32 protein-coding genes and 2 pseudogenes are annotated in these 25,811 nt (G+C 58.4%); 21 read left to right on the top strand and 13 right to left on the bottom strand.

Annotation, left to right across the window (positions count from 1 at the left end):
• Positions 1-33 precede the first annotated feature (33 nt).
• The 5 genes from Q2941_RS37235 to Q2941_RS37215 all read left to right on the top strand — a co-directional run bounded on the left by Q2941_RS37235 (position 34) and on the right by Q2941_RS37215 (position 2,385).
• Positions 34-612: an FHA domain-containing protein gene (locus Q2941_RS37235; protein WP_458195606.1), complete on the top strand. Its 579-nt coding sequence runs from the start codon at positions 34-36 to the stop codon at positions 610-612.
• Between the two features lie 270 nt (positions 613-882).
• Positions 883-1,275: a hypothetical protein gene (locus tag Q2941_RS37230; RefSeq protein ID WP_458195605.1), complete on the top strand. Its 393-nt coding sequence runs from the start codon at positions 883-885 to the stop codon at positions 1,273-1,275.
• The gene (locus tag Q2941_RS37225) at positions 1,272-1,532 is read left to right on the top strand and encodes a hypothetical protein (protein WP_458195604.1); all 261 of its coding nucleotides are present in this window, start codon (positions 1,272-1,274) and stop codon (positions 1,530-1,532) included. Before Q2941_RS37230 ends, Q2941_RS37225 begins: the two co-directional genes overlap by 4 nt.
• A 50-nt stretch (positions 1,533-1,582) precedes the next feature.
• Entirely contained in the window at positions 1,583-1,933 is a 351-nt protein-coding gene (locus tag Q2941_RS37220) for a hypothetical protein (RefSeq protein ID WP_458195603.1), read from the top strand.
• A 206-nt stretch (positions 1,934-2,139) separates the two neighbouring features.
• On the top strand, positions 2,140-2,385 hold the full coding sequence (locus tag Q2941_RS37215; RefSeq protein ID WP_458195602.1) for a hypothetical protein: 246 nt from the start codon (positions 2,140-2,142) through the stop codon (positions 2,383-2,385).
• A gap of 276 nt (positions 2,386-2,661) precedes the next feature.
• On the opposite strand, the gene Q2941_RS37210 is transcribed toward Q2941_RS37215, so the two are convergent.
• On the bottom strand, positions 2,662-3,060 hold the full coding sequence (locus Q2941_RS37210) for a hypothetical protein (protein WP_458195601.1): 399 nt from the start codon (positions 3,058-3,060) through the stop codon (positions 2,662-2,664).
• Between the two features lie 531 nt (positions 3,061-3,591).
• The gene (locus Q2941_RS37205) at positions 3,592-3,906 is read right to left on the bottom strand and encodes a PilZ domain-containing protein (RefSeq protein WP_458195626.1); all 315 of its coding nucleotides are present in this window, start codon (positions 3,904-3,906) and stop codon (positions 3,592-3,594) included.
• A gap of 508 nt (positions 3,907-4,414) precedes the next feature.
• Between Q2941_RS37205 and Q2941_RS37200 the strand changes: the two genes are divergently transcribed.
• Both Q2941_RS37200 and Q2941_RS37195 read left to right on the top strand, forming a co-directional pair.
• On the top strand, positions 4,415-4,912 hold the full coding sequence (locus tag Q2941_RS37200; protein ID WP_458195600.1) for a YciE/YciF ferroxidase family protein: 498 nt from the start codon (positions 4,415-4,417) through the stop codon (positions 4,910-4,912).
• A gap of 129 nt (positions 4,913-5,041) precedes the next feature.
• A complete protein-coding gene (locus Q2941_RS37195) occupies positions 5,042-5,578 on the top strand; it encodes an inorganic diphosphatase (protein WP_458195599.1) in 537 nt (178 codons plus the stop codon).
• A gap of 461 nt (positions 5,579-6,039) precedes the next feature.
• On the opposite strand, the gene Q2941_RS37190 is transcribed toward Q2941_RS37195, so the two are convergent.
• Positions 6,040-7,217, bottom strand: a protein-coding gene (locus Q2941_RS37190; protein WP_254107522.1) for an IS3 family transposase whose coding sequence is annotated in 2 segments (ribosomal slippage) — positions 6,040-6,920 and positions 6,920-7,217 — 1,179 coding nt in all. Because the reading frame shifts where the segments join, the coding sequence is not laid out codon by codon here.
• Positions 7,218-8,012: 795 nt separating this feature from the next.
• On the opposite strand from Q2941_RS37190, the gene Q2941_RS37185 reads away from it, so the two are divergent.
• A complete protein-coding gene (locus Q2941_RS37185) occupies positions 8,013-8,351 on the top strand; it encodes a response regulator (protein ID WP_458195598.1) in 339 nt (112 codons plus the stop codon).
• A 91-nt stretch (positions 8,352-8,442) separates the two neighbouring features.
• Here Q2941_RS37185 and Q2941_RS37180 read toward each other — a convergent pair whose 3' ends face one another.
• Positions 8,443-8,592 (bottom strand): hypothetical protein, encoded by a 150-nt coding sequence (locus tag Q2941_RS37180; RefSeq protein ID WP_458195597.1) that lies wholly within the window; start codon positions 8,590-8,592, stop codon positions 8,443-8,445.
• Between the two features lie 538 nt (positions 8,593-9,130).
• On the opposite strand from Q2941_RS37180, the gene Q2941_RS37175 reads away from it, so the two are divergent.
• The 4 genes from Q2941_RS37175 to Q2941_RS37160 all read left to right on the top strand — a co-directional run bounded on the left by Q2941_RS37175 (position 9,131) and on the right by Q2941_RS37160 (position 10,431).
• Positions 9,131-9,478 carry a hypothetical protein gene (locus Q2941_RS37175; protein WP_458195596.1) on the top strand — a complete coding sequence of 116 codons (348 nt, stop codon included), beginning with the start codon at positions 9,131-9,133 and terminating at the stop codon, positions 9,476-9,478.
• A 27-nt stretch (positions 9,479-9,505) separates the two neighbouring features.
• The gene (locus Q2941_RS37170; RefSeq protein WP_458195595.1) at positions 9,506-9,718 is read left to right on the top strand and encodes a hypothetical protein; all 213 of its coding nucleotides are present in this window, start codon (positions 9,506-9,508) and stop codon (positions 9,716-9,718) included.
• A 174-nt stretch (positions 9,719-9,892) separates the two neighbouring features.
• Positions 9,893-10,096, top strand: coding sequence for a CsbD family protein (locus Q2941_RS37165; protein ID WP_458195594.1), 204 nt, complete (start codon positions 9,893-9,895; stop codon positions 10,094-10,096).
• A gap of 122 nt (positions 10,097-10,218) precedes the next feature.
• Positions 10,219-10,431: a hypothetical protein gene (locus Q2941_RS37160; RefSeq protein ID WP_458195593.1), complete on the top strand. Its 213-nt coding sequence runs from the start codon at positions 10,219-10,221 to the stop codon at positions 10,429-10,431.
• Positions 10,432-10,795: 364 nt separating this feature from the next.
• Here Q2941_RS37160 and Q2941_RS37155 read toward each other — a convergent pair whose 3' ends face one another.
• Entirely contained in the window at positions 10,796-11,308 is a 513-nt protein-coding gene (locus Q2941_RS37155; RefSeq protein ID WP_458195592.1) for a phasin family protein, read from the bottom strand.
• A gap of 892 nt (positions 11,309-12,200) precedes the next feature.
• Between Q2941_RS37155 and Q2941_RS37150 the strand changes: the two genes are divergently transcribed.
• A complete protein-coding gene (locus Q2941_RS37150) occupies positions 12,201-12,533 on the top strand; it encodes a hypothetical protein (RefSeq protein WP_458195591.1) in 333 nt (110 codons plus the stop codon).
• A 489-nt stretch (positions 12,534-13,022) separates the two neighbouring features.
• Here Q2941_RS37150 and Q2941_RS37145 read toward each other — a convergent pair whose 3' ends face one another.
• The 4 genes from Q2941_RS37145 to Q2941_RS37130 all read right to left on the bottom strand — a co-directional run bounded on the left by Q2941_RS37145 (position 13,023) and on the right by Q2941_RS37130 (position 15,199).
• On the bottom strand, positions 13,023-13,211 hold the full coding sequence (locus Q2941_RS37145) for a hypothetical protein (protein ID WP_458195590.1): 189 nt from the start codon (positions 13,209-13,211) through the stop codon (positions 13,023-13,025).
• A gap of 3 nt (positions 13,212-13,214) precedes the next feature.
• Positions 13,215-13,418, bottom strand: coding sequence for a hypothetical protein (locus Q2941_RS37140; protein ID WP_458195589.1), 204 nt, complete (start codon positions 13,416-13,418; stop codon positions 13,215-13,217).
• Positions 13,419-14,411: 993 nt separating this feature from the next.
• Entirely contained in the window at positions 14,412-14,894 is a 483-nt protein-coding gene (locus Q2941_RS37135; protein WP_458195588.1) for a hypothetical protein, read from the bottom strand.
• Between the two features lie 47 nt (positions 14,895-14,941).
• Positions 14,942-15,199 carry a ribbon-helix-helix domain-containing protein gene (locus tag Q2941_RS37130; RefSeq protein ID WP_458195625.1) on the bottom strand — a complete coding sequence of 86 codons (258 nt, stop codon included), beginning with the start codon at positions 15,197-15,199 and terminating at the stop codon, positions 14,942-14,944.
• Between the two features lie 479 nt (positions 15,200-15,678).
• Here Q2941_RS37130 and ku point away from each other — a divergent pair, with 479 nt between their 5' ends.
• The 3 genes and pseudogenes from ku to Q2941_RS37115 all read left to right on the top strand — a co-directional run bounded on the left by ku (position 15,679) and on the right by Q2941_RS37115 (position 17,507).
• Positions 15,679-16,608, top strand: a complete 930-nt coding sequence (gene ku / locus Q2941_RS37125; protein WP_458195587.1) for a non-homologous end joining protein Ku — start codon at positions 15,679-15,681, stop codon at positions 16,606-16,608.
• Positions 16,609-16,750: 142 nt separating this feature from the next.
• Entirely contained in the window at positions 16,751-16,948 is a 198-nt protein-coding gene (locus tag Q2941_RS37120; RefSeq protein ID WP_458195586.1) for a hypothetical protein, read from the top strand.
• 150 nt (positions 16,949-17,098) lie between these two features.
• Positions 17,099-17,507: pseudogene (locus Q2941_RS37115) on the top strand (low affinity iron permease family protein).
• Between the two features lie 109 nt (positions 17,508-17,616).
• On the opposite strand, the gene Q2941_RS37110 reads toward Q2941_RS37115, so the two are convergent.
• The gene (locus Q2941_RS37110) at positions 17,617-18,777 is read right to left on the bottom strand and encodes an extracellular catalytic domain type 1 short-chain-length polyhydroxyalkanoate depolymerase (protein ID WP_458195585.1); all 1,161 of its coding nucleotides are present in this window, start codon (positions 18,775-18,777) and stop codon (positions 17,617-17,619) included.
• A gap of 4 nt (positions 18,778-18,781) precedes the next feature.
• Entirely contained in the window at positions 18,782-19,201 is a 420-nt protein-coding gene (locus tag Q2941_RS37105; RefSeq protein WP_458195584.1) for a CopG family transcriptional regulator, read from the bottom strand.
• A gap of 387 nt (positions 19,202-19,588) precedes the next feature.
• Here Q2941_RS37105 and Q2941_RS37100 point away from each other — a divergent pair.
• From Q2941_RS37100 to Q2941_RS37085, 4 genes and pseudogenes are all read left to right on the top strand, one after another.
• A pseudogene (locus tag Q2941_RS37100) lies at positions 19,589-20,329 on the top strand (SDR family NAD(P)-dependent oxidoreductase); the annotation flags it as partial.
• 159 nt (positions 20,330-20,488) lie between these two features.
• A complete protein-coding gene (locus tag Q2941_RS37095) occupies positions 20,489-21,949 on the top strand; it encodes a GmrSD restriction endonuclease domain-containing protein (RefSeq protein WP_458195583.1) in 1,461 nt (486 codons plus the stop codon).
• A gap of 489 nt (positions 21,950-22,438) precedes the next feature.
• The gene (locus Q2941_RS37090; RefSeq protein WP_458195582.1) at positions 22,439-22,945 is read left to right on the top strand and encodes a hypothetical protein; all 507 of its coding nucleotides are present in this window, start codon (positions 22,439-22,441) and stop codon (positions 22,943-22,945) included.
• A gap of 490 nt (positions 22,946-23,435) precedes the next feature.
• Positions 23,436-23,966 carry a DUF5681 domain-containing protein gene (locus tag Q2941_RS37085; protein WP_458195581.1) on the top strand — a complete coding sequence of 177 codons (531 nt, stop codon included), beginning with the start codon at positions 23,436-23,438 and terminating at the stop codon, positions 23,964-23,966.
• 9 nt (positions 23,967-23,975) lie between these two features.
• Here the strand turns inward: Q2941_RS37085 and Q2941_RS37080 are convergent, their stop codons facing one another.
• A complete protein-coding gene (locus Q2941_RS37080) occupies positions 23,976-24,647 on the bottom strand; it encodes a recombinase family protein (RefSeq protein ID WP_458195580.1) in 672 nt (223 codons plus the stop codon).
• A 375-nt stretch (positions 24,648-25,022) separates the two neighbouring features.
• Between Q2941_RS37080 and Q2941_RS37075 the strand changes: the two genes are divergently transcribed.
• Positions 25,023-25,250 (top strand): hypothetical protein, encoded by a 228-nt coding sequence (locus Q2941_RS37075; protein ID WP_458195579.1) that lies wholly within the window; start codon positions 25,023-25,025, stop codon positions 25,248-25,250.
• A gap of 324 nt (positions 25,251-25,574) precedes the next feature.
• On the opposite strand, the gene Q2941_RS37070 is transcribed toward Q2941_RS37075, so the two are convergent.
• Positions 25,575-25,811, bottom strand: a 237-nt coding sequence (locus tag Q2941_RS37070) for a hypothetical protein (protein WP_458195578.1), incomplete at its 5' end; no start/stop codon positions are given.

The raw sequence follows: 25,811 nt of genomic DNA, 5'->3' as shown, positions 1-25,811 counted from the left end.
TTGAAAGTCAGTGACCGTGATCTGAGAAACCACATGCCAAGACGCTGGTCAATTTTTCTACTCGTATCCACTCTCGCGGCATCCGCCAACGGAGCATCACTGCCTGAACTGAGCGGAACTTGGAAGCCGTTCGGGACCGACGACCGTTTGATGACGATTAAGCAGCAGGGGAGCAAAATCACCATCGAAGCAGTGGACCTGTCTTGCACGCTAACTGATGTTCAGCCTTCTGCCGCTGATCCTCACTCGGTTGTTGCCAGCAGCAAATGCTTTGAAGAAAGCGACGCGCTGCACGCTAAAGAGACGCTTACAATCATACGAACCGGACGCGACCTGTTGCTCATAGAAGCTACAGTTCCGATCAGGCGGATCAATGAGAACGAAGACCCGAAGGTCGATGAGACGTACACGAACAAGCCTGCTGTGGTCACGGTTTACCGCAAGGTGAAATCGAGCACGCAGTCATCAACTCGTGTCGTGAACGAAGCGATAGTGCTCAAGCTCTGTCCAAATCCAAATGCAAAGTGCATGGCCCGGGACAATCCGGATTTTTACAAAGACAGTGATCCCGCCTTTTACAATCAGATAACCAAGCCTGCGGGGTCACGCTAAGCAAACGCGACTGGTAGCCGCTGCTTTCGCATTGCTGGCGCAACTTTGGCACGAACTAACAAATAAACGGCAGCAAATCGCAACGATTTGTGTCGGGTCCAATCCTATATCACCGAGTACTTAGACCAGCGGATTGCACGGACGGCAAATAATTTTTTGACCGCGTAACCGGCTGACCACCCCTTTCCCCGGCGGCGCAAGCCTACCGGGGTTGAGGCGTCGGGAGATGTCGCAATCAGCGACTTTAGACACACATAAGAGCACCAAGAAATGAAGGGACTGCTTTCGACCGCCGCCGCGCTGATCGCGCTCGCGGCTCCTGCGTTCGCCGATACATCAACCGCGACCTACGCTCTGATCGACAGCGAGATCGGCTGCAAGGGCTCGGCCACAGACCTGAAGAAGGACCTGATCTTCAGCACGAAGTACAAGGGTCACACCGTGACGTGGACCGGCATCGTTCACGATGTCAAAAACGGCGCGCTCTGGCTCAACTCTCCGGGCAGCCACTCGATAGGCAGTGACTTCGATGTCGATATGGCGCCTGGCGTTGATCTGATGCAGTTCGACAAGGGCGACCGGGTCACCGTGCAGTTCGAGTTCAAGGACTACATGGGCTGCGTCCTGCCGCTGCGCGGCAAGAATGGCGTCGTTGTGAAATGAAGGAGCTGATCGTAATCGGCCCCATCATCCTCGCTACCCTCAACAGCGCGTGGCTTGAAGGCGCCAACGGCAACTGCGCCGCTGTGGAGCGATTGGCGGTTCGAAAGACCACGAAGCCGGGCGAAGGGACGAACCCGTTTGTCACTGGCTTCATGGCTCTCTCGGACGGGCGACTTGCGGCGCAGATGGCGAGCGAGAATGTGCCGGGCGTCCCGGCACCACTTCCCTATCTGATTGTCTACTGGCAGCGCAGATGAGGCGACAAATACTTACCCCTGAACTGCTCGCCACCGTCCCGGCGCTGCGCTTGGATGGCAAGAGCAAGGCCGAAATCGCCGAGCAGTTCGGCTGCACGGTCGGTACGCTGACGGTCACATGCTCGAAAGCGAAGATCAGCTTGCGCCGCGGCGGGCGGCGCCAGCCGAAGCAGCCGCCCCTCTCTGAAGCGCCACCACTGGCGCCGCCGTCTCTACCCGAGAATGAGCCGTGCTGCTTCATCAGTCGCAGGGCAATGACCGCTCTTCGCAAGCGCGCCGCAGCCATGGGCTGCAGCGAGACCAAGCTCGTCAGCGATCTCTTGGAAGTGATCGCGCGCGACAATCTTTACGACGCAGTGCTCGACGACCAACCCCAACCAACCAAAGAAGTAGCAAACTGAACTAATTAGACGCTCACTACTGGCCGCAGCAGCCTCTCTGCTGATGGCGACCACCGCTGTGGCTATCTTCGTGCTGATCGTAGAGCGGCGATGGTGGTGACCGAAATCGTCGCGACGATACTCAAGTTGCTGATAGCTGTCGCCGCCACACAGGCGGGCTGGCATCTCACCAAGTTCGCACAGGACAAGTGGAGTAAGCGAAAACCATGAAACGATCTCTACTCGCAATCGTAGCACTCGCGATGCTGCTTACTACGGCATCGGCTGGCGACTTCAGGGCCGCTGACATTGCCAAACTACCTCAAGACAAAGTTGCGACGATCAAAGCCGACTGCGCCAGAGAATGGGGGGACAATTTCCGTATGCGGGAATACCGCGAGAACCGCCAATACGAAGCTCTGCAGCACCTGATTGATCGCGGCAGCTTTCCCGTTAAGGGAGAAAGGCTGTGATGAAACGTCTCATCGTGATCGCTGTCGTTGCCGCCGCTGTGGCATCAGCAGAAGCCGCGAGCCGCAGCTAGGACGCGTTCGTTGGAGCGTGCTAGTGTATCGTCCTGCCGTCGTTGGAGGGCTTCATCGAGCGGCATGCGGGTGGAATGCCTGTTCAGCTCTCGCTGCTGAGCTGACGGGCTTGGCGCCGATCAGGTGCGTATGCCCTTTTTGGCGAGTAGCAGTTCTTGCCGCTCTTCACGTGGACCTACCTCGCGCGGGCGAAGCCGGGCCGGGCTACGGCCTGGTCCGGGGCCGCTTCAATACCTTCGCGACCGGTGCTGCCAGCCGGCGGCTGTCGGCGGCGTCGATTTGCCCCCGCGAATAGTGCTGCATCATCGCGGCCTCCGCCTCTTGGATCACGATCTCATCGTAACTTGCTGGTGGGGGGCGTCGGCAGAACTTCTTCAGTGCCTGTTGCGCGGTCGTCTCCTCATAGCACACCTTCTTGCACAGACCGTCGAATGTGCCCTGGTCCGGCGTTAATCCAGAGTACGGGAGATGATGTCGCTGCTCGATTGCGAACGTGCTGTTGTTGCCCCACCGGAGCCATTTATAGCTCACGTCGGCAGGAACGCACTCGCCGTCATTCTCATCGAGGCTCTTCGCGCAAATGCTGAAATGCTGCTCCGCCACCGCGCATTCGTGCTTGGTGAATTTAAGATTTGGAGTGACAACCGGCAGGACGAAACGACGTCAGTCTTGTCCGGGTTTGCGGTCGCCCCGCATTCCGCTACCTGCGGATGACCACCGGGCGGCACGACAATGGCATGGCCAGTGAGCTTGAGATCGTTGCTCGCCGTACAGACAACGTTTTGGCAGGACCAGTCCAGCTCGACCAGCGTGACTTTCCGGTTCTTGCTTTGTAGGTGCTTTTGAATATCGCTGTGGGCCTTCTCGTCCTCCCGACTGACGTTAGGGGAATTAACGTTCAGAAAGGGGAACTCTACACCTCGTATTCGTCGGGCGGAACACCCTTGTTCGCAATCTGTTCGGCACAGAGGACGCGCCCACGCCGGTCTGTCGCCCGTTTGAAATACGGCGGGCGACGTTGTTCCATGCGATTGTCATGCAGTAGCGCTTCTCTGGCGCGGCTCTCTGAGAGAGACTTAGTATCGATGAACGGAATAATTCGAGAGGAGATAAGCTGCACTTGAAGAACACGTCTTATTGTGAATGAGCGAGAGTTCTCTCCGCGTTCGCCTTTCGCTTGGTCTTGGCGGTAACGAAATGAACGCCAACGTTAGTCCCATCGACCCAAATCAGCTCGCAGCGCCGAAATGCAAGACCAGTAGAGGATAGAACCAAGAAGAATTCCTGTGCTTTCATCGGGTCGGTTGAGCCCTCGACCTCAAGTTTGGCGCCGCTGTCAGAGGCGTCGAGAAGGATGCAGGTTCGCCGCCATGTCCCGTCTACACCCATGATGCTAACAGTGTGCTTGTTTTCGAAGCGAACACGGTTCGCCTTTCGATTGCTTCCCATCATCTTGCAGTCCCCAATTCCTAATCAGTTTTTCAGAATGGATGCGCTGTCTCCCTACGCGCGATCTCAATGCGCATATCGATCGTCGCACACTGCGCCGATAGCGACGTTCTGGTCGCTTCATGCAAATCGGTTTGTCCGATGATCACCCGGATGCAATTATTCGCAGGAATAGGTATTGGTTCCTCAAACTGTGAAATTATTGCGGCGCGTGGATGGACTCCCGTCAGACGGAAGAGCAGATCGCCGATTACTATCGCAACGCGGGCGATGTTGCCGTGATCCGCGAGACGTATGCAAGCCGCCTATGGTTGGGACATTCATTCAGGGCGCCAGCCATCGATCGAGAGGCATGTGCACGTACCGGCCTCCCTCCGTAGTTAAGCCCCGTCCCACTGAAGCGTCACGCCGTGAAATCGCAGCATGCTCGGCCGGGCGCCTATCGATTGGAACCAACATTTTGTCTTGCGGTTTCCTAGGGTAGCTATTCTCAGAAGGAGGGATTCGAATGCCGAGCGAGAACAGTTTGCAAGAACTATTTCACGACACGCTGAAAGACATCTACTTTGCAGAAAAGAAGATCCTCTCGGCCCTGCCGAAAATGGCGAAAGCGGCCCAGTCCGAGGACCTCAAGGCCGCCTTCCAGAAGCACGAAGCCGAGACTGAAGAGCACGTGGCCCGGCTTGAGAAAATTTTCGAGGAGATCGACGAAACGCCACGGGGCAAGACCTGCGACGCCATCATGGGCATTATCGAGGAAGGTCAGGAGGTCATGAAGGAGTTCAAGGGCGCGCCCGCGCTGGACGCCGGACTCCTTGCTTCCGCGCAGGCAGTCGAGCATTACGAGATCGCCCGTTACGGCACGCTAAAGACGTGGGCAGCGGAGCTTGGCCTCAAACAGTCCGTGAAGCTGCTAGAGGCAACACTCGCGGAGGAAAAGAAGACGGACGAGACGCTAACTAAGCTCGCCGAGAGCGAGGTCAACCAGCACGCGCAAGCGGCCTAAATCGCCACGCCCCGAAACCTGGGGGTTCGCCGGTGCGCGCCGCAAGGCGGGGCGCATGGGCTGCTCAAAAACGGTTGGAACTCGCAGTCATCTCTTGCCTTGGCACATTGTTCAAAAGAAACGTACGCTATGGCAAATTACTTCAACCTGCCGCCCTTTACGGAAGACGGGGACGTCCATGTCGTTGTGGAAACGCCTCGGGGAAGCCGTGCCAAATTCGCCTATGACCCTAAGCTTGAAAGCTTCGGGCTCAGCAAGTCACTGCTGACGGGGCTTACCTATCCCCATGACTGGGGCTTCGTGCCCTCTACCAAAGCAGACGACGGAGACCCGCTCGACATCATGGTGATCCATGACGCCGCGACCTTTCCGGGACTTGTCGTTACCTGCCGTGTTATTGGTATCCTTCAGATCGAACAGAAGAGCAAAAGGAAGTCCGAGCGTAACGACCGCCTGTTTGCTGTGCCGCGAAACTCGCACTCGGAGCAGGCGTTGCACGACGTTGATGATCTGACAAAGCCAATCCGCGAGGAACTAGAGAAGTTCTTCATTGCGACTGACGAACTGGAGGACAAGAAGCTCAAGATCATCGGTTGGAAGGGGCCGAAGATTGCGGTACAGGCCATCAAGGACGCCGCAAAATCTTTCGCGAAGGACGGCAAATAGATTTAGGCGGCTTTGGCGTGCCGCTTCTTGGATGCCTGGCGCTCAGTTTCTTTCGCGAGCCCGCGCAAGTTTACTCAAGCTGCCCAATCGGCCCGTTTGCTTCGGTCGCGCCAATTCCAGGAAAGGAGTTCGTCGCGCCCTTGACTGAATAGCAGCGATATGCGCCACGACGGCAGCGAGTTACCTGGTGATCCAGGTCATTCATTTTGGTCGCGATGATCGGGTGCCGTGCATCACCGCGGTATGGCCCTCGACGGTAAATGCCCGGCTCGATCGCAATAACCGAAATTCGGCGGTCCCCCGCCCCCACGATACCCACAATCCCACCGGTCGGCCATTTCCTGACGCTCACGAGGATAAGGGAACGGTCCAAGAAACAGCCGGATGGAGAGAATGCCAGGGGATCTAATGCACAGGGGAACGTTCGGCCGTTTGATCTTCCCCCGAAAAAATGGACAGGGTTAAGCTGCTTTTAGCTCCATCTCGATCGGGCTGAGATATCCGATGGCCGAGTGGCGACGTGTTCGATTGTAGAAGCCCTCGATGTAAGCAAAGATATCACGTGTGGCTTCCTCACGTGTTGCATAATGCTGGTGATGGACGAGTTCGGTTTTGAGCGTGTGGAAGAAACTCTCCATCGGAGCGTTGTCATAGCAATCGGCCCTGCGGCTCATCGAGGCTCGGAAGCCGGCGGACTGCATCATCTTGCGATACTCCGCGGAGGCGTATTGAACGCCGCGATCTGAATGGTGGATCAGGCCGGCGCCAGGCCGCTGTGTCGCAATGGCCATCGCTAAGGCCGCCAATGGCAGTTCGGCGCGCAAATGATCCGCCATCGCCCAGCCGACGATCTTGCGGCTGTAGAGGTCCATGACCGTGGCCAGATAAAGCCAGCCCTGATCAGTCTCGACGTACGTGATGTCGGCGAGCCAGATCCGGTTCGGCGCTGCGGCGATGAAGTTGCGCTCGAGCAGATTCGCGGCGATCGGGAAGTCGTGACGGCTGTCGGTGGTGCGCACCCGTCGTGGCCGCGCCATGATGGCCCTGATACCGTGGCGGCGCATCAATCGCTCGATGCGACCGCGGCTCGCCCCGCGGCCCTGAGCCCTCAACTCGGCATGGATGCGCGGGCTGCCATAGCGGCCATTGGTGTCGCGGTGAACCCGCTTGATATCGCCGACGAGCTCACGATTGGCGGCGGCTCGCGCGCTCTCCGGGCGCGCCCGCCAGGCATAATAGCCAGCAGGCGAGACGCCGAGCACGTCGCACATGATCATCACCGGATAGTCGGCACGGCGATCTTCAATGAAGCGGAATCTCATTTCTGAACTCCAGCAAAGATCGCGATCGATTTTTTTAAAATGTCGCGCTCCATGCGCAGCCGCTCGTTCTCTCGCTGCAAACGGGCGATCTCCGCCGCGTGGTCCGCCGACGGCAGCGCCGCCTGCGTCGTGGGGCGCCGCGACGCCGCCGTCGGCTCCCGCCTGGCCCCACGTTGCTCTACCCACCGCCGCAACACGGAATCGCGCAGGCCAAGTTCCTTGGCCACCGATCCGATCGAGCGGCCACTCGATGCGACCAGATCAATCGCTTGCCGCTTGTAGTCGTCCGTAAACGACCGACGTTGACGTCCTTCCATCCGACACCTCCTGGCTCTTCGAGCCTACTACAGGTGTCCATCAGTTCGGAGGAGGTTCACGTTCTCAATCCGATAATGTCTTAGTTGTTTGGCTCGAGCCCTGCGTGATCCGCCCGGGGCGAACCGTTCTGTTCTCGCACAACCGCAAAAAGCCATTCAGGTTGTGCCATTGAGAACCTAACAGGATCGAGGCCCATCCTTTAGTTGGCGGTCTCTGGTCTTCAAGAGATGCACATAGGTCCCCCTCTCTTGCATCTCCAGCCAGCCGCGCTGCTCGAACACTTTGAGCTTCGGGGGCCACTATCTTAAGCCAAAAAATGAAAGAATAGCCGCGATCACGACTATCAACCCTATCAGATAAATCAGACCGTTCATGGCGCTTCTCCCTGGTTGCAAACCCCACGCCTACGCTAGGGTCGCGGATTCTTTCTTAGAGCTGGAGTGCTCAAGGGCCGCAGCCCTTTCGAGCTCAACCTCCTTCTGTATGGCCGCTAACGAGTTACCGATCTTATCGACGATCCTGGCCAGGTCAGTATCGGAGATGCTGAGTCTCCTTCGGATAGATTTCACCTGCTTCGCGTCCGCAAGGTTGAGCGTCGTGCGTATAGGGCGTGGTGATCTCAATCGCAGCATAGCCGGTCTCCTGATTTGATTAAGCGGGGTAGAGCCTGTTTGTTCCACAAAAGCATAGCCTTCCGCTGTTCTCGGCTGGATCGGCAATGAGGCGAGCTTTAACGAAGGGCCATCGGCCGGAGGATGATGCTCCCGTAACGGTTGTCGCCTGCCATTTTCTAATTGCTCAAGATGATTATTTTCGGAGTTGATTTGGCGGAGGCGCACGGTGCCCATGTGATCGGTCTAGTCGCCACACTCTCCGATGCGACGTCCATCCAGCACGATACTTTTGATGTCGCCGTGATCGGCCTTAACCTACGCGGACACTCTGCCTGTCCAATCGTGGACGAACTCATGCGCGTCGGGAAACCCTTTGTCCTCACGACGACCTATGGTGTCGGCGCCATTCCCGATAGTTTCGGCATGCCCGACGACGAGAGAACCTATGAGCTGAGAATGTCGTGGCCGACGTTGCCGAGTTGTGCGGCATTGTGGCCGTCGGCGCTTCGAGCTCTGTAAGCGGTGTAGCCGAAGGATTAGCGTGATTTTCGTTTGCGCCGAGGTCGTATCGGCTGTGCCTTTTGGCGTTTGCCGCCACCTTTCTTCGATATTACTCGACAATCTTATCTCCGGAGGCCCCAGCCATCAGGCTTGTACCGGCCTTTACCGCGGCAAACACTTTTTCACTCACCATGAGCTGGGCTTCACGTTTGGCTGCTTTGCCGCCGCGCATCAACTTCGCGATCCGCAAGGCGATCACGCGATTGCCTTCTAGCGCTAGCATCACACGGAGAATTTGCGGCGGCGGGGCCGGTGCATCACGTTTAGGATAAGCAGACCGTAATCGCGAGCAAGGTTTGGTCGATGTCTCACAACGCTGCCTGACTTAGTCACGACGGACAGAAATCTTACCCTCATCAATTCGATAACGCCAAGGAGGTACCCCGCCTTTTGTGCAAGGCGCTACATAATCAGACGATGGTCACGTGCGGGGTAGGCTGTTGAAGCGAAGCATCGGTCTGACTGTCAGCGTGAAATCAAGTCCTCGCTGTCAGCGTGAAATCAAGTCCTCGCCGTAAGCCAATCGGCTGCCCTTCGCAAACGGGCCGTGCCGTTTGTCCCGAAGCCTCCGGGTTAGTTGGCTGAGTTACCTGTGCGCCGTATACGAGCCCACAGCTCCCACATCGCATTGTGAGGTAGCTAGTGCCGGGGCGAAGCTTGACCGAGCTCTGTACGCTGCCGCGGGACTGGCATCTGGGCAATACAGACGTTCGTGGTCAGTTTTGCTGGACATGGCCGTGAGCGCCAGACATTCACGCATCGAGGCCGATCCTCAATGCTCAAAGGGAAGCCCACAGTCTACTCCCGAACGGCTACAAACGTTCCTTCCTCTCTACCTCCTGAAGAATATCTCTTATCTCTTCAACCAGCCAGCTCCTCCCGGTCGGAATGACACGCACCCGGCTCTGATCGGTCGCGCTGACGAGGACGTGAGTGCCAATCTCGCCAATGGTCCTTTCGAGATGCAGATCGGTCTCAGGCTTCCAAGCCAGCGTCTTATTGAGATCGCCGGGGAATACCTGCCACACCGAGCCGTCGTCCAGCTGGACGACATGGCTTTCGGAGTGAGATCGGATTTTCTTTAGCGCCTGCTAACCTCCACCGCGATCGGGATGAAGCTCTCGCTTCTCGGCTTCTGTGGTCTGGATGAGACCCTCGATTCCTTCACGCACGGGATCGTCGCTTACGTTCCGTGTGATTTGACGGTAATGTGCGATCCGCTCATTGAACTGGTCGCATTTCTTACATGCGGCAGCTTCCCGCTTGCCTTGAGGCAACGGGCGATTATCAACTGCGTTCCGCTGGAGACCGAAGTAGACAGCTAACAGGCCGCCAAAACCGCCCTTGCTTGTGATCGGATGCATTTGAAGACAGCGCATCCGGGCGACTTGGTCCACTTTTGAACACTGCGCCCGCCCGCGTCCTAGTGACGCTTGCGGGCTCGGAACGAAGGATCGGTCCCTCCGTTGGTCGATCTCACTCGCTCAAGGAGGATCGTGATGGACTGGAACCGCGTCGAAGGTAGCTGGAAGCAGATGAAGGGTAAGGTGAAGGAGCAGTGGGGCAAGCTTACCGACGACGATATTGATGTGATCAACGGCAAACAGGATCAACTCGAAGGCCGATTGCAGCAGCGGTACGGCTACGCAAAGGATCAGGCGCAGAAGGAAGTGAATGACTGGTACGACCGTCAGAAGTGGTGACGGACACGTAACCATCGACATTGGTCGAAGTGCGTTTGGACTTGTTCAACGAGCTTTTGGCTCTCGGCGCTTGTAAAGCGCAACCGGCGTAGGTTGTGGACGCATCGCCGACGGGTTGAGCGATGAGCGACAGGCCCGCCGTTGACGGCGGCGGGCCTTTACTTTCCGGCTGGTGCCGGCTTGTCAAGAAAATCCAATGCGGTATCGATCTGCTTGATCTGTTGATCGATCTTTTCCCGTTGCTCGGCATAGTCAGTGGTGCCGAGCTGCGCGCTTTTCCTTCGACATCCGTAGATTCGTTGAGACGATCGACTGTCGGGCTACTTCTGACGTGAACTCGCTTCAGGGTTAGAAGCGGCAGCCGAGGCAGGCGCGGCCCGGTTTGGCGCCGAGAGCGGACATGACAATGCTTTGAGTGCTGTTCAGCTTTGAGCCTAGGCTGTGTGACAACTCTTTCGTGGACTGGCCGGTCGAGAGCCCCGGGATCGGTTTCGCGGCTGGAACTTGCTCCAGTGCGGACTCCTTTACGTCTGCGCGCCTATAATCTAAAACGCGTGATAGCCGTTCTCGGCTGCACACAGCCTGAGCCAATAGCAAACGTTGATCCGCCACTCCGCGTGAGCCCGCACTCGCCCAGCCGAAGCAAGCAAACCGTAGTCAGCGTTGCGTCCATCCGTTTGCGCAGTGAGCGGCATTGCTTCATCGTCCAGGCTGAACCGCGAGCTTCCGAGACGCATCGATGCGCCAGGACGGATATGCAGCCATTTCTTTCGCATGCTGCCCGAACATCTCAATCCGCCTGCTTGTAAATTCCATAATGACGGCGAAAAAATCAGTTGGCGACCTGATTGCCGTAAGCCTCAGGCAGAATTCAAAAGCAAATTGCCCGGTGGCCTGGGCGATCTCAAGAAGCTTCGCTTGATAAGCCTGCATGTTTGCCGTCGCTAAAGCGAACCCTTTCGCTGGATCGCTATCCCTCATCCTCTGACTGAGGTCACCTGGTAACGCGTCCACCCGGGTCTCAATGAGGGAAGCATCGTCTTTTGGATCGTCATGTAGCTTAGGAGCTGGTTCAATCGAGACTGCCGCAACAGAGCGCAGAAAATCGTCTTTCGGGCTTCTAACAATGGCCTGCTTGTTCCGTTGGGCTCGCGCGGCCTTTTTGGGATTGCGGACGCGCTTTGACGCTGTTGCCAATTTGCGTTTGCTCATCTGACGCTCCAAGAAAAAGGGGGGCGACCAAAACGGACATTTCTGAAAAGACAACAGGCTTTGCGATGTGGCGTTCCAAACCCTCGGATTGTCCGCATGAACTGAGATCAATCGCTCGTTCTGGAAGTCGACGATGATTTTAGGTAAAGCCCGTCGCCAATGACGGGCTTCCTTCAGTGCGGATGTCCCGATTGGAGTGCATGGGGCTTGCGCGCCTCGCTTAGCGGGGGGAATAGCGAGATGTCGGGCCTAACACGGATGCGGCAATGTCCCCGTTACCGTCTCCACATTCTGGATGAACGCGGCGACTTAGTCAGTGCGGTGGAGTTTGAATGCGCCAACGACGCAGCGGCAAAATGGAAGGCCCAAAAGGTGTTGGCTAGCACCCCGGGGAGCTTTGGCGACGTATTAAAGGGGTCTACAAACTGGAGTGGGCACGCATCGCGCTAACGACTTACGAAGAGGCGATCGGTTCGACCCAGGTCCGCAGCTAGCGACCGCTGGACGCTCTCGGCTTGGTTTTTCGTCAAATTGACAGCCAGAATTCGATTAGTTCCGAACAATGCGGGGCCTTTACGTTGTCGATCGTAGACCATCCAACCCTGAGATGCCTGCCGCACCATAAATCTCGGTGGAGGCGCTAGCTTATCGCTCATGTTTTTACCCTTTTGTTCTTAGCTTGTGCACAGCGAAGTTTTGGCAGACGTAGCTTCAGCAGTCTCAAAGCAAAACTGTGCCGCACTTCGCCCGAAGCAACGGCGGACGCTACCCTCCGTTCCTAGGCGAGCCTGATCCCGCAACCGGTTGGATTCGAAAAGAGGGGGCAACTTGAACCGCTGGGCGTTTTCAATGACTGGCAGAGGAACGACTCTCGACAGAGCTAGTCATCTCCATGCTCTCGGTGAAAGCCCCCATAGAAACCAAGCCGAGAGAAAACCTTCCTACAAGGTTGGCGGCCTCGGCATCCCTCTCGCTGAGGTCGCTTGACGGAGAGGCGGCGCGTTTCGTGATGTTGAACGAGGCACTTCTGGATGAGCTGAGACAGCTGGAGCGCGACACTGTTGAGGGTGAGCGGCGCCTCGCGGAACAAGAGGCGTTGGTCATTAGTTTGAAACAGCAGAAACAAGACGCCAGCAGCGCGCAAGCCGAACTGGAAGGGTTGCGTGAAAACCAGCGCCGCCGTCAGCAAGATCGGCATCGCCTCTTGTCGCTGCTGCAACCGTAGGTCTAAGTCCTTAATCGCGCGCCTCGCGCATATAACAGGAGTGGACACACGCTGCGGTCGGCTTGGTCTACCCGAATACGCCAAGCAACCTCCAAAGGCCCCGGCATGTAGGGTTGTGCTGGGGCCGTTTCAATTCCGTGCGCGTCAGCGTTGCTCAGTCTGACAATCGTCCCGCCCTCGTGCAGCTCGAGCCAGCCGCGCTCAAACTGACGGCTAGCGGGCGAACGACCGCGGCGTTCGTTACGAACGATCTTGCTCCGCGCGGGTTTGCTGACAGATGTCGACATTCGACGCTCCACGGCCCTCTACGCCTCGATCAGGCTGATTCGGCCGGACGCGATCATGGCACGCAGCGCGAGCAAGTGACGCGCGTTTCGCGCTTGTCCCACCTATTCACAGGTAGCCGACGCGCCGAAGCGCCCCCTGAGGGGGCGGACGGATGTGTCTGAAAAGGTCGTGCTCGCGGTTATCGACGCAAGGGGCGCAGGATCAGGACTGGACGGCGCGGCCGGCGGCAGTGATACGGTACTCAACTTCACCTGAATCAAGCGGGTCAGCCTCGACAAGCCCGAACTCGACTAGCCAGGCGACGAGTTCATGGTCGAAGAGCGGCGGGCTGATCCAGGATTCGGAAGCGAGCCGTCTCAGGAAATCGCGCTCGGTCGCAGTTAGGTCCATTCGTTACCGCGTCAGGTGAACCAGGAAAGCCTCGCAAGCATTCTCGGCTTCGGCGAAGGTCTTGAAGGGAGACCCAGCAATTTTGATTGCCGGCTTGTTCAGGTAGATGGGCCGCCACGAGGCAATGAACCCAGGCTGTCCGTGAAGCCCGGGACCGGTACGGCTTTCATTGCTGATCACGAACGAAAATCCGCCGCTGCTCGCCATCCATATTTCGAGCTCGTCCCGTGAGGTATCAACGCGAGTAAAGTGCAGGGCCAAATCATCCCCCACATTCTTACTCGTCATAATGTGTCACGGGTGCAGGCCGGGCGCATTTTACCTGCGTAAATTCCTGACGATGGACAAAGGCGAAACCGCCAGCGGCTGGCAGCGCACGCCCGCCGGCTGAGGCTGTGAACGACATGGGCGCGGGATTTCGGTCCCGCGCTCCCAGCGCATAAGCGCGCCGAAGGTTAGAAACTCGCACCCGACAACAACAGAACTGCACCGATTGCCATAAGTAGAATACCCGGCCAGTTTGCGCCAAGCCCCAGGAATCGCACGCCACGCCTTGAGGGCTCGAGAGTGTCGGGAACCGGTACGGAAGAACGCGGGCGGCTGAGCGATCCCCACCAAATAGCAGTGCGCGCCATATACAAGATTCCGCCGAGAACGAGCAGCGCGCCGAATGCCAGCAGGGGGATATTGCTCATAACCCGAAAACTCCCGGGTTTGCGGTCGCGCCGATCTCAACTTCCGTCAACGCGCGCGGCGCTTTAAAGGTCCTACACGGCGCGTCGCCCGTGGCTGTCCCGTTAGTCTCGAAACAGGACGCTGCCGGGCTCGAAATGCCAGTCCCCCCGGCAGCGCCTTGTCTCAAACTGAGCTCTGAAATCCCAGTTGCTTTTGACATAGCAATGCTCATGCCACAGGCTTGTGACAGCGCCGGCTGAGGCGGTAACGCAAGGGGCCCGCCGGTTCACGCCGGCGGGTTTCTATTTCCGTCGACAGTGTTGCATCCAAGCCCTAGCGAGGCAGCCACATTGCCGCCATGATTGGTTCTAGCCGGTCGGATCGACCAGCGCACTGGCAGGCTCGGCACATCTTCGGCGGGGGCGTGTGCCGGGCCGCCAGCCCTGTTCACAGCCTTTGGATAAGCAGTGAGTAACTGAATCGGCCACCGCAACCGCAATCCGCCCAAACCTCAAGGAGCGAAGATTAGTTCGCGCCGCCGAGCGCTGATGCTAGTCCGACAAAAAGCAAGACAACACAGAGCTGTGAAACGATGCCAAGTGGCCAGCTCAGCTTTCGCTTGGTGTGAATCCAACCGTGAAACCGCTGCAATGATCGAAGCGGCTCCTTCGGATATAGCTTGCTCACCGCTCGCATGGGGTCCGGCAACATTGCCCCCAATGCGCCTGCGAGCACAGCCGGCCCGGCACCGTAAAGCCAGAGCACGACGCCCAGGCCGATGCCAGCATCTAACGTAAGCAACCCGAGATCCTTGACTAACAGCCAGCAGAGGGTCAGCGCCGATTTGGCGCTTCGTCGGTCCCTGATCGAGTGAAGTGGATAGTCGACATGCGGGATCGCATCGATCGCAAAATGACTGGCCACACCGATCGCGAAGGCAGCTACCGGATGATGCGGTATCAAGCTCGCCAATGCGGCACCGACGATCGCGTGTGTTGAGAGGATCATAGTTCCCTGAATGCCACGACAAGGGCAACTGCCACCGCGGCCTAGCCCTACAATGCACCGCTAGCCTTGTGCGCAATTTCATAGGCGGCGGCGCGGTTCTTGAAGTAGTCGAGGACGAAGAGGCGTATCGCGGAGGATAGATTACCTTGCTGGCGATTGCGGTCGATCTCACCAACCAGATCCGACAACGTCATGCTGCGCCGGTAGGCTATCTCCTTCATGGCCGTCCAGAATGCCTCTTCCAGGCTGACACTGGTCTTGTGGCCGCCGACGACGATGGATCGTTTCACCACGGGGGACTGCATCGCTTTCATCGCACCCGATGGGTACTCCCGAGGTCATTTGCCGAGCCGGGGCAATCCGATCCTGCAAACGAGGACGGCTCTGGCGCGAGGCTGGAATACACCAGAGCCGTCCCTTGCTCACCGCCGCGCGCAAGTCCATCGTACCGCAAAGAGCAGCAAAGCGAGGCGCGCACTCGGAGTAGTCCAGAAGCTCCGTTGCTACTTGACGCGGGCTTCGTCGCCGAAGTCTGATCCGGGACGGCATCAGCACATCATCGACGAGCTCAAGCGGTTCGAGCGGCTTTGCCTGGTCGCGGAGGGCAGGCGCAGCCGCGCGAAGGGTTTGACAGATACCCCGTCCGACCGGAAGGTCCTCTACCGTGAAAGCCGGCGTGTGCTGAGCGGCCCGAACCATACGGGCGTAGCGTATAGGCCATTGTCGGAACCAAGCCTTCCAGTTCGTCTTGAATCCTAGCCGCCCTAACCCGGAGTTCTGCGTAATGGCCCCCCGAGCCAATTGGAAAGGCTTCTTGCGTCTATCCCTGGTCACCTGTCCGGTCGCGCTCTATCCGGCGACTTCCGAGAGCGAGAAGGTCTCGTTCAACCAACTCAACCGACAGACAGGGCACCGCATCAAATACCTGAAGGTCGACGCGGAGACCGGTGACGAAGTGTCCAATGAGGACATCGTGGAGGGCTATCAGCTTGAGAAGGATCAGTTCATCGAAATGACGAAGGAGGAGCTCGAGGAGATCTCGCTGGAATCCACGCGGACTATCGAGATCGACGAGTTCGTCGACAAGTCTGATATCGACCCGCGATACCTGATCCGCCCCTACTATCTGCGGCCCGACGGCAAGGTCGGGCACGACGCCTTCGCCGTTATCCGCGAGACCATCCGCGAGATGGACAAGGTTGCGATCGGACGGGTCGTGTTGACCAACCGCGAGCACATCATTGCGCTCGAGCCGCTCGACAAGGGCCTTGTCGGCACGCTGCTGCGCTATCCCTACGAGGTGCGTGGCGAGCAGGAGTATTTCGACGAGATCCAGGACGTCAAGGTCACTAGGGACATGCTGGATCTCGCCAAGCACATCGTGAACCAGAAGTCCGGCCAGTTCGAACCGGAGAAGTTCGAGGACCACTACGAGACCGCGCTCATCGAGCTCATCAATCTGAAGCGCGCAGGCAAGCCGATCGTGCCGAAGGAGCGGCCGCGCGCAGGCAACGTCGTTGACCTGATGGAGGCGCTCAGGCGCAGCGCCGGCGGCGCCTCCAGTGAAGCCAAGGCTCCAAAGAAGCTTCCCAAGAAGGCGAGTAAGGCCGCGGCCGGCCAGAAAGAGATGCTGATGTCGATCGCCGGCAAAGCGCCGGCGAAGGAGACCGCCGCGAAGAAGCCGGCGGCCAGGCCGCACCGCAAGTCAGCCTGATCCTGACTCATCAGGACGGCATGGAACGAACGGCTTCGCGCGGCGTCGATTCCCTGCCCCCGACCGGGGGAAACACCCACTAGGTTGGCGGCCCTGATGCGTAGCATAACGCAAAAACCGTTTGTGCCCGGAGGAGGGAGCAATGAGCAATCGGATGTCGGAGCGAAAGATGCCGACAGCAGCTGAACGGGAAGCTCAAAAGGTCTTTAGAAATGCTGACGCCAAGGTGCCGGTGTCTGAGTATGAGCGCGCCCAACAGGCATTCCATTCAAACCGGGAACGGTTGAAGGCGGAGCGGCTGGCTCGCGATGCGGCGGCGAAGCAGAAGCCTAAGACCTGATCGGCGAAGATATCCGGTCCGCACGCGCTGGATGACTCGGCGCAGTCCGGGCCATGAAAGGCGGTAAGTGACGAATGCAGATGCCGATCGTCTGCAAGAAGCCGGAAGCGGCCCCGAAGAAGGCGGAGGCGCTCTCGAAAGGAGGACTGCATGCAGCGGAGCCATCAGAAAAGCGCGCGGCGCCCACGCCGACTATTCGCCTTGATTGCAAGCGAGGCGTCGCAGATGGCCGGCCGCGCTTCCGTTTGTATTAGCCTGCGCGGTAATCGTCGTCTGGGCCGTCACAGGACCTCTGTTCCGATTTTCCGATACCTGGCAGCTCGTCATCAACACAGGGACCACCATCGTGACGTTCCTGATGGTCTTCCTGATCCAGAACTCGCAGAACCGGGATAGCGCAGCCATCCAGGTGAAGCTGGACGAGATTATCCGGACCGGCTCGGTCCAGAATTCCTTCGTCGGAATTGAGCATCTTACGGCCGACGAACTCGAGGAGCTGCGCGGCCGTTGTGAGCAACGCGCAAAGGCGGTTCTGGCGAAGGAGGAAGAGAGTCGATAGATCGCGCGGGCGGGGCAACGCAGCGATGGACTAGGCGCAAAGTGATGGCCGACGTCCCGGGCGGGCTCAAAAGGAGCCAATGGATGCCGGCCCATCACTTTCCGGTCTGCTAGTTTCGCCTCTGTGAGAGCGAATGCTCCAGGAAGAAACGCAGCATTTCTCTCGTCGCATCCGGTCCGTCCGGATCGGTGTAGGAGCCGGCGGGGCTACCTCCCGACCATGCGTGTCCGGCTCCGTGGATTTCCCAGTGCTCGAGGATTCCCCGGCCGCCGAGGTCAGTATGGACCGTACGGGTGTAGGCATGCCCTCCCGGTACCCGCCCGCGATGCGCCTTCACCGTCGTGCTCGTCCCGCCGATTGACTGCCGGACAATGCGACCCCCGTTTTTCGAATGCACTGTGGTGTCGCGATCGCCGTGGAAGACGATCGTTGGAATGGGCGGGCCGTCGCCCGGCATTGCCGCGGACCCGCCGCCTTGCGTCATGGCGATCAGCGCGGAAGGAAGGTCGGTGGCGGCCCCGCAAGCTAGTCCGGAATGTATGCCGATCGCTGCGTACAGATCGCCGTACGTCGATCCCATGATGGCTGCGGCCGCGGCCCCGGCCGACAGTCCGGCGACGTAGACGCGATTTGGGTCGACGGAAAGGTCACCAATGATCTGGCGGGTGATCCCCGCGATCAGCGAGGGCTCGCCTCCGCCGCGTTGCTGGTCACCCGGGCGAAACCAATTCCAGCATGTCGCCTGGTTCGCTTCGGCCCGCTGCGCGGGATAGGCCACAAAGCAAGTCTGTTCTTCGGCGATGAAGTTCATCCGGGTGCCGGCGGCGAAATCCTCCGGCGACTGCGTGCAGCCGTGGAGCATGATCACCAGCGGAATGGCCTGTCCATGATAGCCGCTGGGGATGAAGAGCCGGTAGGCGCGGCTTCCCGCGGCGTTGCCGTAACTGCCTTCGACGAACCTGGCGCCCTCTGGCACCGTGTCTGCCATGGACGGCGGGGCGCGCCTCAGCGTCCCTCTCAGTCCGAGCCCGGGGAGGTTCTTGGCTAGATCCACCGCCGTCAGTTGCGGACTCCTCGCCTCTGCGGCATGAGCCTTGGCGTCGATGGTCGGCGGCTTTCCTTGTGTAGAGGCGACGCGGTGTGTGCTGGGGGCGGTGACGTCCGGCGCGTTCTCACCCCGAAGCATGCATTGGAGCAGCGCGGTGGCCTCAACGAGCTGGCCCGAGCGCGTGAGGCGTGTGGCTTCGCGAACCATGTCCAGTTTCAGCATGGCTTTACCTCGTCCTGTCAGCGAGAGCGGATTTGACCGCCGGACTGGCATGCAGGGCGCCCAGCACGGAGATCGACGCAATCGTGGCGCGAGCGAGCTCGGGCGTGACGTCTTGCGCGATGGTGGCGAGGCCCAAAACACTGATGTGCACCATCTCGCCGGCCCGCCGCGCCGCCTCGAGATCCTCGCGGCTATAGTTCCGCAACCCGAGGTCCAGGCTCTTTCGGGCCGTGGACTGCTTGACCACGTCGGCATGACGTTCGAGCTGGTTGCGGATTGCGGTCCGGATGAAATCGGTGCGGTTCGAGTAGAATCCTTCCTGCACCATCAAGTCGACCTGACCGAGATCGACAAAACCAAGATTGATCGTAATTTTCTCGCTGTCAGAGGGTTTTGGTCGGATTTCGTGGACGTTCTTAGTCATCGCTTTCCCATCCCTGTACCATCTATATGGATGGTATACGGATGGTAAGGCTTGTTTCAAGTGGGCACGTCTTACATTTTTTTGCCGGAGAGAGCGGAACCTCGCACCTGCGTTGGAACGGCGAATGGCGTGAAAGGGTTGCATCGGCCGGTCAGAGCGCGCCCGTCACAGCAATGACGCTCGAGAGCAGCAATGTCATGGAAGCAGTGTGTTTGCGCTATCGTCTTCAGAACGCGTCTTCCGGAACGCCAGTCTCTTGAACCGGGTGGCCGACAAGGGCTGAGGCACACCGCCATTGTCGGAGCCGGGTGCTGGTCTGACCGCGCACGAACCCGCGCGAGGCGGACCGGAGAGTGGCGATCTTCGAGACCATCAGAGGAGGGGCGAGTGGCGATTGTCTTCGTCACCGGGAGCACGGAGGGGCTCGGGCGTGCGGCGGCGGAGTCGCTTCTTAATGACGGTCATCAAGTGGTGCTGCATGCCCGATCGGCGGATCGCGCAGCGACCATCAGCGAGTTCGCGTCGCGGGCCGCAGGAATCGTCATCGGTGATCTCCGCAGCGCCGCTCAGACCAGAAACATCGCAGATCAGGTCAACGGAATCGGAAGCATGGATGCGATCATCCACAACGCAGGCGTCTACTCGGAGCGGAGCCGTAGCTCAACACCCGAAGGGCATGCCGGCCCCTCGCGGTAAACACTCTTGCACCATACAAGCTGACGGCTCTGATCCAGCGTCCACGTCGACTGGTGTACCTCAGCAGTGGCCTGCACCGCGGCGGGGAAGGTTCGCTGCGCGATCTTGACTGGAAAAGGCGGACCTGGGATTCGGCAAAGGCCTACGCCGAAAGCAAGCTGCACGTCGTCGCGCTGGCTTTCGCCCTGGCGCGACGCTGGCCGCAGATCTTGAGTCCGCGCCGATCACGGCACCGAGGAAGCCCGCAGATTCGCCCGCCCCATACCAACCGACGGTAACGCCGTCGATCCGGGTTGGGTGCGCACAAGGATGGGCGGCGCAGGAGCGCCGGTAGACCTAGCGACGGGACAGCGAACTCAGACTTTGGCCGTAAGCGAAGAAGCGGCCACCAAGCTCAGCGGTCGCTACTGGCATGACCTCCATTGGGGTGAAGGCGGAGGCAAATAGAGTGCCACCGAATCCACCGTTGGCATGTATGTTGATTTGCAAGGGATTGGGTCACTCCGCATATTTTCTTCTCGTTCTACAGCGCGGTGGCGCACGCCGCTGATGTGGTAAGAGGCTTTTGCGCAGGGACTCGGGGGTCTGGGGATGGCTAAGGCAGAAGCCTCAGTTGAAGAACTGGTGGGGATGATCGAGCGCGGCGAGCTTCGCTTGCCAGAAATGCAGCGCCAATACGTCTGGCGGTCGCCTCGCGTGCGCGATTTGATGGACTCGCTGTACCGGGGCTACCCATCCGGGGCAATCTTGCTATGGGAAACGGACGAGGAAGTGCCGCTCCGCAAATTCGCGGTGTCGCAAGTTGGCAATCCCTATCAGAGCGTGCGGCTGTTGCTTGACGGCCAGCAGCGCCTGACCTCGCTTTCTGCTGTCATTCGAGGGCAGCCGGTCACCGTCCGCGGACGCAAGAAGCCCATAGACCTGCTGTTCAACCTCGAACACCCGGAAGGACTAGCCTTCGTCACTGAGGTTGAAGAAAACGGTGACGACGACGATAGCGATGACAGCGCGCCGATCACCGATGATGATACCGACAGCACGGAAGACGAACTGCAAGAGCGGTTCAATAAGATGACATTCGTTGTCAGCACAAAGAAACTCGCTCAACTCCCGCAATGGGTTAAGGTGTCCGACGTGTTCAAGGCGGATTCGGACGCGCAATTTCTTAAGGCTGCAGGCGTCACGAGCTTCGACGATCCCCGGTACGAGAAGTACAGCCAGCGGCTCGTCCGGCTGCGCGGAATCCGCAAGTATATGTACCGGATGGATGTTCTGGAACGCGCGCTCTCCTACGACGAAGTGACTGAGATATTCGTGCGAGTGAACTCGCTCGGCGCTAAGTTGCGCAGCTCCGACCTGGCGTTGGCGCAGATCACTGCAAAGTGGCGGCACTCGCTGCAAACCTTCCTCGATTTTCAAGAACAGTGTGCCAAGCTCGGTTTCGATGTCGATCTTGGTTTGCATCTCAAAAATCTAATGGCCTTCGCCACCGGCCAATCACGCTTCTTGACCGTGGGCAAGCTCGATCTTGAAAAGCTGCAGGCTGGATGGAAAGAAGCGCGCGAGGGGATGCAATTCGCCATCAATTTCCTCAAGAGCAATGCCGGAATCGACTCCCCGGCGTTGCTGTCATCACCCTTCATTCTCATCACGCTTGCGTATTTTGGACTCAAGTCAGACTACAAGATTGGCAGCGCCGACGAAAAGGAACTGCGCCGCTGGGTTCTGTTGGCTAACGCGAAAGGCCGCTATTCTCGCGGGTCGAGCGAAACAATCCTCGATCAAGACCTTGCGACGATTCGCAACGGTGGCAAGGGGCCGGAACTGATCGACCGCCTCAAGCAACAGGTCGGCCGTCTCGATGTCGCTCCGCAAGAACTCGAAGGTCGCAACCAGCGCAGCGCGCTATTCAAGACGATGTTTCTGGCTTTTCGTTCAAAGGGCGCGAAGGACTGGCGTTCGAATCTTGCAATCTCGCTCGACCACTCTGGGGCGCAGCATCAACTGCAGTTCCATCACATCTTCCCGAAAAAGCAGCTCAAAGGCACGTGAAGCCGACGATATTGCAAACCTTGCCTTTATCGGAGGCAAGACCAACCGTGCTATTAGCGACAAGCCACCTACGCAATACCTCATTCCCCTGATCCAACAACACGGCACCGCGCTTTTCGATGCACAGGCGATTCCAACCGAGGCCAACTTGTTGGAAGTCGCAGCATACAAGGACTTCCTCGCTGCGCGACGGGAAAAGACAGCCGAACAACTCAATGAGTTTCTGGCGGGGTAACATGTCGCTCAGGGCGAAAGCGCATGATCCAACCCCGCGCTCATGATAGCTCGCTGCCGTAGTCCTGCGTTACTCATATTGGTGAGGCGGCGCGGCCTGACACCGGATTGGGACGTGTGGGATAAAGTGGTGATCTGGCTTACACAGAACCGAGGCGACAGGACCGAGTCTAATTGACCTCTTCGTGCAGTCAGATATCGTCATTGTGCCAAAGAATCTGCTGCATCAATCCAACCATATTTCGGATTGCACCTATGGGGATAGAGCAACTTAGTGACGAACAGCTAGATGCCTTCGAGTCGAACTATCGCAAGGCGAAGAAAACGGAGGGAGGAAAGTATTCGCTCAGCGAAATTTTGTTGGAGAAGCTACGACGGAAGCCAGCAGTGTTTGGCACTCGTCAAGTTGCTGCAAAGATCATTGAACTGGCACAGCAATCCGAAGATGGATTGTGCACCTATGGTCAAATCTGGTCAGAGTTTCGACCGAATACTCCCTGGGAGGGACACAAGACGCTCGCAGTCGTAGCGTCAAGCCTGGGGCGCGTGGTGCATTATTGCGTCACAAACAATCTGCCGATTCTCACAACGCTCGTTGTCCAGACCAGCACCAGGCGTCTCTCGCACGAGGCCATTCAAAATATCTACAATGAGTGCCGAGAATTGGGGGTTAGCGTGGGCCTCGATCCGGAAGTATTTGTAAGCACGCAAGCAGAATTGGCGCGGCGCTTGGCTTTGCACAATCTTCCAGCCGCCGACTGATCGGGTTGCGCGCCGTACCTATCGAAACGGGGCTCTCACCGTCCTTGAGAATGCGAGACAAACAATAGCCGAGGCTGCTTGACGAGCGCATTGGTCAACCGGTCCGCGAAGCGGTCCGCTACAAAAATGACTGTTCTGCCAAGTGTTTGATCTCATTGCTGGGCCCGGCAGCCACCATATAAATCAACTTTTTTCCTTTAATTTCAATCTACGGCTAAGGTGTTGATACGTCCCATACCAACAAAAATACCAACATCCGCTTGGAACATTTCAAGCGCGTTCGCCAAACGAGGGTTTGTTTGAAGGGTGAGGTGTTACGGCGGGACAGATACACGGCGCGGCAGTCACCTTAAGTCCGTCGATCAGATGCTTTGGAGTTGAAGGCGGAAGCCTTAAGCTCCTGAATTGTGCTATCGGATAACGCCGACGTTCTTATCCGCTCCACGCGAGGCCTTGCTGCCCGTGTAACAAATAAACAGTGGAGGCTGTGATGCCGCAAGCTACACAAATGGGTCCTGATCCTGCAGGAAGAAAACAGGATGGTCGGTTCGCGAAAGGTCGCTCTGGCAACCCGGTAGGACGGCCAAGGGGTTCGCGCAACGTTGTCACCCTCGCTTGCGAGACTTTACTTGACGGCCAGGCGCAAGCATTAACACAGAAGGCGATCGATCAAGCTCTGGCTGGCGACATGGTTGCGCTCCGGCTATGTCTTGAGCGCATCTTTCCACCCCGCAAAGACCGCCCGGTGACGTTTCCGTTGGCGTCTATCAATAGTGCCAGGGACGCCGTTAACTTGTTCGCCACCGTTACTGCCGCCGTTGCCGCCGGGCACGTCACGCCCGTAGAGGCGGCGGAAATCTCCAAGGTGATCGACGGCTACCTAAAGGCGTTCGAAGCTGCTGAACGGGTAGATCGGGTCGAGTGCATATCCCAGCTGACCGATAGCGAACTGTTACGGATTGCGATGGGCGGAGCGGTTGGCGACAATGCCCTCGTGGTCGCAGGTTTTTGCAGGAAATAGTTCGCGATATTATGCTGGAGCGGCGTCAAGCCGCTCTAACAGCCGGATTACCTGCGTGGCCTGCCACTTGCCACCGCGCGGCGCCGAGACTTTTCGCTCGTTCAAGATTGCTGAGATGCGGTTAGCCGGCAGGCCGCGAAGCGGATCGATCATGGCCCGAAGCCTCATGGCGCGCATAAGCGCTTCTGCCTGCCGCAATTGGCCGATATTGGGATTCCCGAGTTGCTGACCACGCGCCTTGGCGGCTGCGAGGGCTTCCTTGGTGCGTTGAGCAATGCGTTCGCGCTCTTTCTCCGCAACAGCCGCGTGAATGTGCAGCATGAACGGATCCACATCGGGACCTAGTTCAGTGACGATGAATGGGATCCGCTGCACCATCAGTCCACTGATGAAGTGAACGTCGCGGCTTAGCCGGTCCAGCTTGGCAATGACAATTGGGGCTGCGCCTGACTTGCCACCGCGGCCAAGCTTGCGAGCATATTTCATGGCTGCTGCGAGCTCGGGTCTACGCTCCAGCGCATCAGCGCCCTTGCCGGTCTCGACCTCACGGTACTCGGCTTCAATGCTGTAGCCGTGCTGCGCGCAGAATGACCTGATGGCACCTTGCTGCGCTTCCAGGCCTAGACCGCTGCGGCCTTGCTTGGGTTTCGAAACGCGGATGTATGAAACGGCGGGACGCATAGAATTTTCATCCTCTCGAAAATTACAAGTGATTGCACGTCCATTCGTAAACATGGCTCACTCTACCGGATCGATACGCAATTCGGAATCCGCTTTCTTAAGGAAAGCGCAATTCCTCAGCATGGCGATGAGTCATGACAGCGGCCAACGGATGCGCGTGGTCAAGCCCTTCAAGCAGCAAGATCTGACCAAGCTCTTTTGGCCGAGGGGAGGGGGAGGGAAAACTTCGCGGAAAAAGCATGCTTATGCGGATGAGCCTCGTCCAAAAACGAGCGCTTAAAAAGGTTGATCGTGCGGCGGACTTGCGCTTGTAGCCGCGATCTCGCCGTGGTGCATGGGTAGATACGATCAACACAAGAAATCGGAGACCCGGCAATGTCCCACAGGGCCAAAGCGATAATGGGGACCTCAGTGCCCGACCGCTGGATGGCAGAGATCAGCTATTCGGACGGCAAACAAGAAACGATAGCGTTCGAGGAGCTGGAGGACCTGGATGAGATAGTAGAGAGGGGGCCGGACTGGAACACGATCGAGAAGATCGTGATCACGCTTAACCGTCCGCTTCCACCATGCAAGCTCTTTACAGAGCTCTTAGTTGAGTAGCGCGTTGATGATGCGGAGCGCCTGCTGAGTTTGCAGACCTATGCTCGTTCACGAGTCCGGTGATCTCGTTGCCCGGCGGTCCGATGTTGCTGCAGCATCCGATTGAGCTAACTCCGGCGCTCGCGCTTCCCTGCGCAGGTATGCGACAGCGGACGAAGACCGGATGGGCGCGCTGGGTGACGTCAGCCGCAGGCGCATCGATGCATGGCAAGACCGCCATGCACATCCGCCGAACGGCTCTGGTGGTGGACAGCTGTCGCTGAAGGGGGTGGGTGACCCGGGGGCGCTTAGCCGGGATTGAAACCGACCTGGTACCCGTACAGGTTACTGACACTTGTTTTCTCGTTCGCAACGAATGTCTGCCGTCCCGATGGGTGGCCTAAGCGGCGGCGCTGACACAAAATGCCGCAAACTTCCGCTTCGGGCGGCATAGCGGGCGACACCCGGACTTGCTGCTGGCTGAACCAGTTGCGAATGACCCTGGCTGTGTAAAAACGCGAAGGATTGAAACACGGCTAGAATTACATTCTGCAGTTTGTCATCTAAGTTGAAATCGCTTGC

It is taken from the genome of Bradyrhizobium sp. UFLA05-153, from assembly GCF_054185185.1.
This window is presented reverse-complemented; position numbering and strand designations above follow the sequence as displayed.

Excerpts from the sequence above, each read along its gene's own strand:
- Q2941_RS37235 (WP_458195606.1), top strand. The coding sequence starts at position 34 with ATGCCAAGACGCTGGTCAATTTTTCTACTCGTATCCACTCTCGCGGCA.
- Q2941_RS37230 (WP_458195605.1), top strand. The coding sequence starts at position 883 with ATGAAGGGACTGCTTTCGACCGCCGCCGCGCTGATCGCGCTCGCGGCT.
- Q2941_RS37225 (WP_458195604.1), top strand. The coding sequence starts at position 1,272 with ATGAAGGAGCTGATCGTAATCGGCCCCATCATCCTCGCTACCCTCAAC.
- Q2941_RS37215 (WP_458195602.1), top strand. The coding sequence starts at position 2,140 with ATGAAACGATCTCTACTCGCAATCGTAGCACTCGCGATGCTGCTTACT.
- Q2941_RS37205 (WP_458195626.1), bottom strand. The coding sequence starts at position 3,906 with ATGGGAAGCAATCGAAAGGCGAACCGTGTTCGCTTCGAAAACAAGCAC.
- Q2941_RS37200 (WP_458195600.1), top strand. The coding sequence starts at position 4,415 with ATGCCGAGCGAGAACAGTTTGCAAGAACTATTTCACGACACGCTGAAA.
- Q2941_RS37195 (WP_458195599.1), top strand. The coding sequence starts at position 5,042 with ATGGCAAATTACTTCAACCTGCCGCCCTTTACGGAAGACGGGGACGTC.
- Q2941_RS37170 (WP_458195595.1), top strand. The coding sequence starts at position 9,506 with ATGAAGCTCTCGCTTCTCGGCTTCTGTGGTCTGGATGAGACCCTCGAT.
- Q2941_RS37165 (WP_458195594.1), top strand. The coding sequence starts at position 9,893 with ATGGACTGGAACCGCGTCGAAGGTAGCTGGAAGCAGATGAAGGGTAAG.
- Q2941_RS37160 (WP_458195593.1), top strand. The coding sequence starts at position 10,219 with ATGAGCGACAGGCCCGCCGTTGACGGCGGCGGGCCTTTACTTTCCGGC.
- Q2941_RS37155 (WP_458195592.1), bottom strand. The coding sequence starts at position 11,308 with ATGAGCAAACGCAAATTGGCAACAGCGTCAAAGCGCGTCCGCAATCCC.
- Q2941_RS37150 (WP_458195591.1), top strand. The coding sequence starts at position 12,201 with ATGCTCTCGGTGAAAGCCCCCATAGAAACCAAGCCGAGAGAAAACCTT.
- Q2941_RS37145 (WP_458195590.1), bottom strand. The coding sequence starts at position 13,211 with ATGGACCTAACTGCGACCGAGCGCGATTTCCTGAGACGGCTCGCTTCC.
- Q2941_RS37140 (WP_458195589.1), bottom strand. The coding sequence starts at position 13,418 with ATGGCGAGCAGCGGCGGATTTTCGTTCGTGATCAGCAATGAAAGCCGT.
- Q2941_RS37135 (WP_458195588.1), bottom strand. The coding sequence starts at position 14,894 with ATGATCCTCTCAACACACGCGATCGTCGGTGCCGCATTGGCGAGCTTG.
- Q2941_RS37130 (WP_458195625.1), bottom strand. The coding sequence starts at position 15,199 with ATGCAGTCCCCCGTGGTGAAACGATCCATCGTCGTCGGCGGCCACAAG.
- ku (WP_458195587.1), top strand. The coding sequence starts at position 15,679 with ATGGCCCCCCGAGCCAATTGGAAAGGCTTCTTGCGTCTATCCCTGGTC.
- Q2941_RS37120 (WP_458195586.1), top strand. The coding sequence starts at position 16,751 with ATGAGCAATCGGATGTCGGAGCGAAAGATGCCGACAGCAGCTGAACGG.
- Q2941_RS37110 (WP_458195585.1), bottom strand. The coding sequence starts at position 18,777 with ATGCTGAAACTGGACATGGTTCGCGAAGCCACACGCCTCACGCGCTCG.
- Q2941_RS37105 (WP_458195584.1), bottom strand. The coding sequence starts at position 19,201 with ATGACTAAGAACGTCCACGAAATCCGACCAAAACCCTCTGACAGCGAG.
- Q2941_RS37095 (WP_458195583.1), top strand. The coding sequence starts at position 20,489 with ATGGCTAAGGCAGAAGCCTCAGTTGAAGAACTGGTGGGGATGATCGAG.
- Q2941_RS37090 (WP_458195582.1), top strand. The coding sequence starts at position 22,439 with ATGGGGATAGAGCAACTTAGTGACGAACAGCTAGATGCCTTCGAGTCG.
- Q2941_RS37085 (WP_458195581.1), top strand. The coding sequence starts at position 23,436 with ATGCCGCAAGCTACACAAATGGGTCCTGATCCTGCAGGAAGAAAACAG.
- Q2941_RS37080 (WP_458195580.1), bottom strand. The coding sequence starts at position 24,647 with ATGCGTCCCGCCGTTTCATACATCCGCGTTTCGAAACCCAAGCAAGGC.
- Q2941_RS37075 (WP_458195579.1), top strand. The coding sequence starts at position 25,023 with ATGTCCCACAGGGCCAAAGCGATAATGGGGACCTCAGTGCCCGACCGC.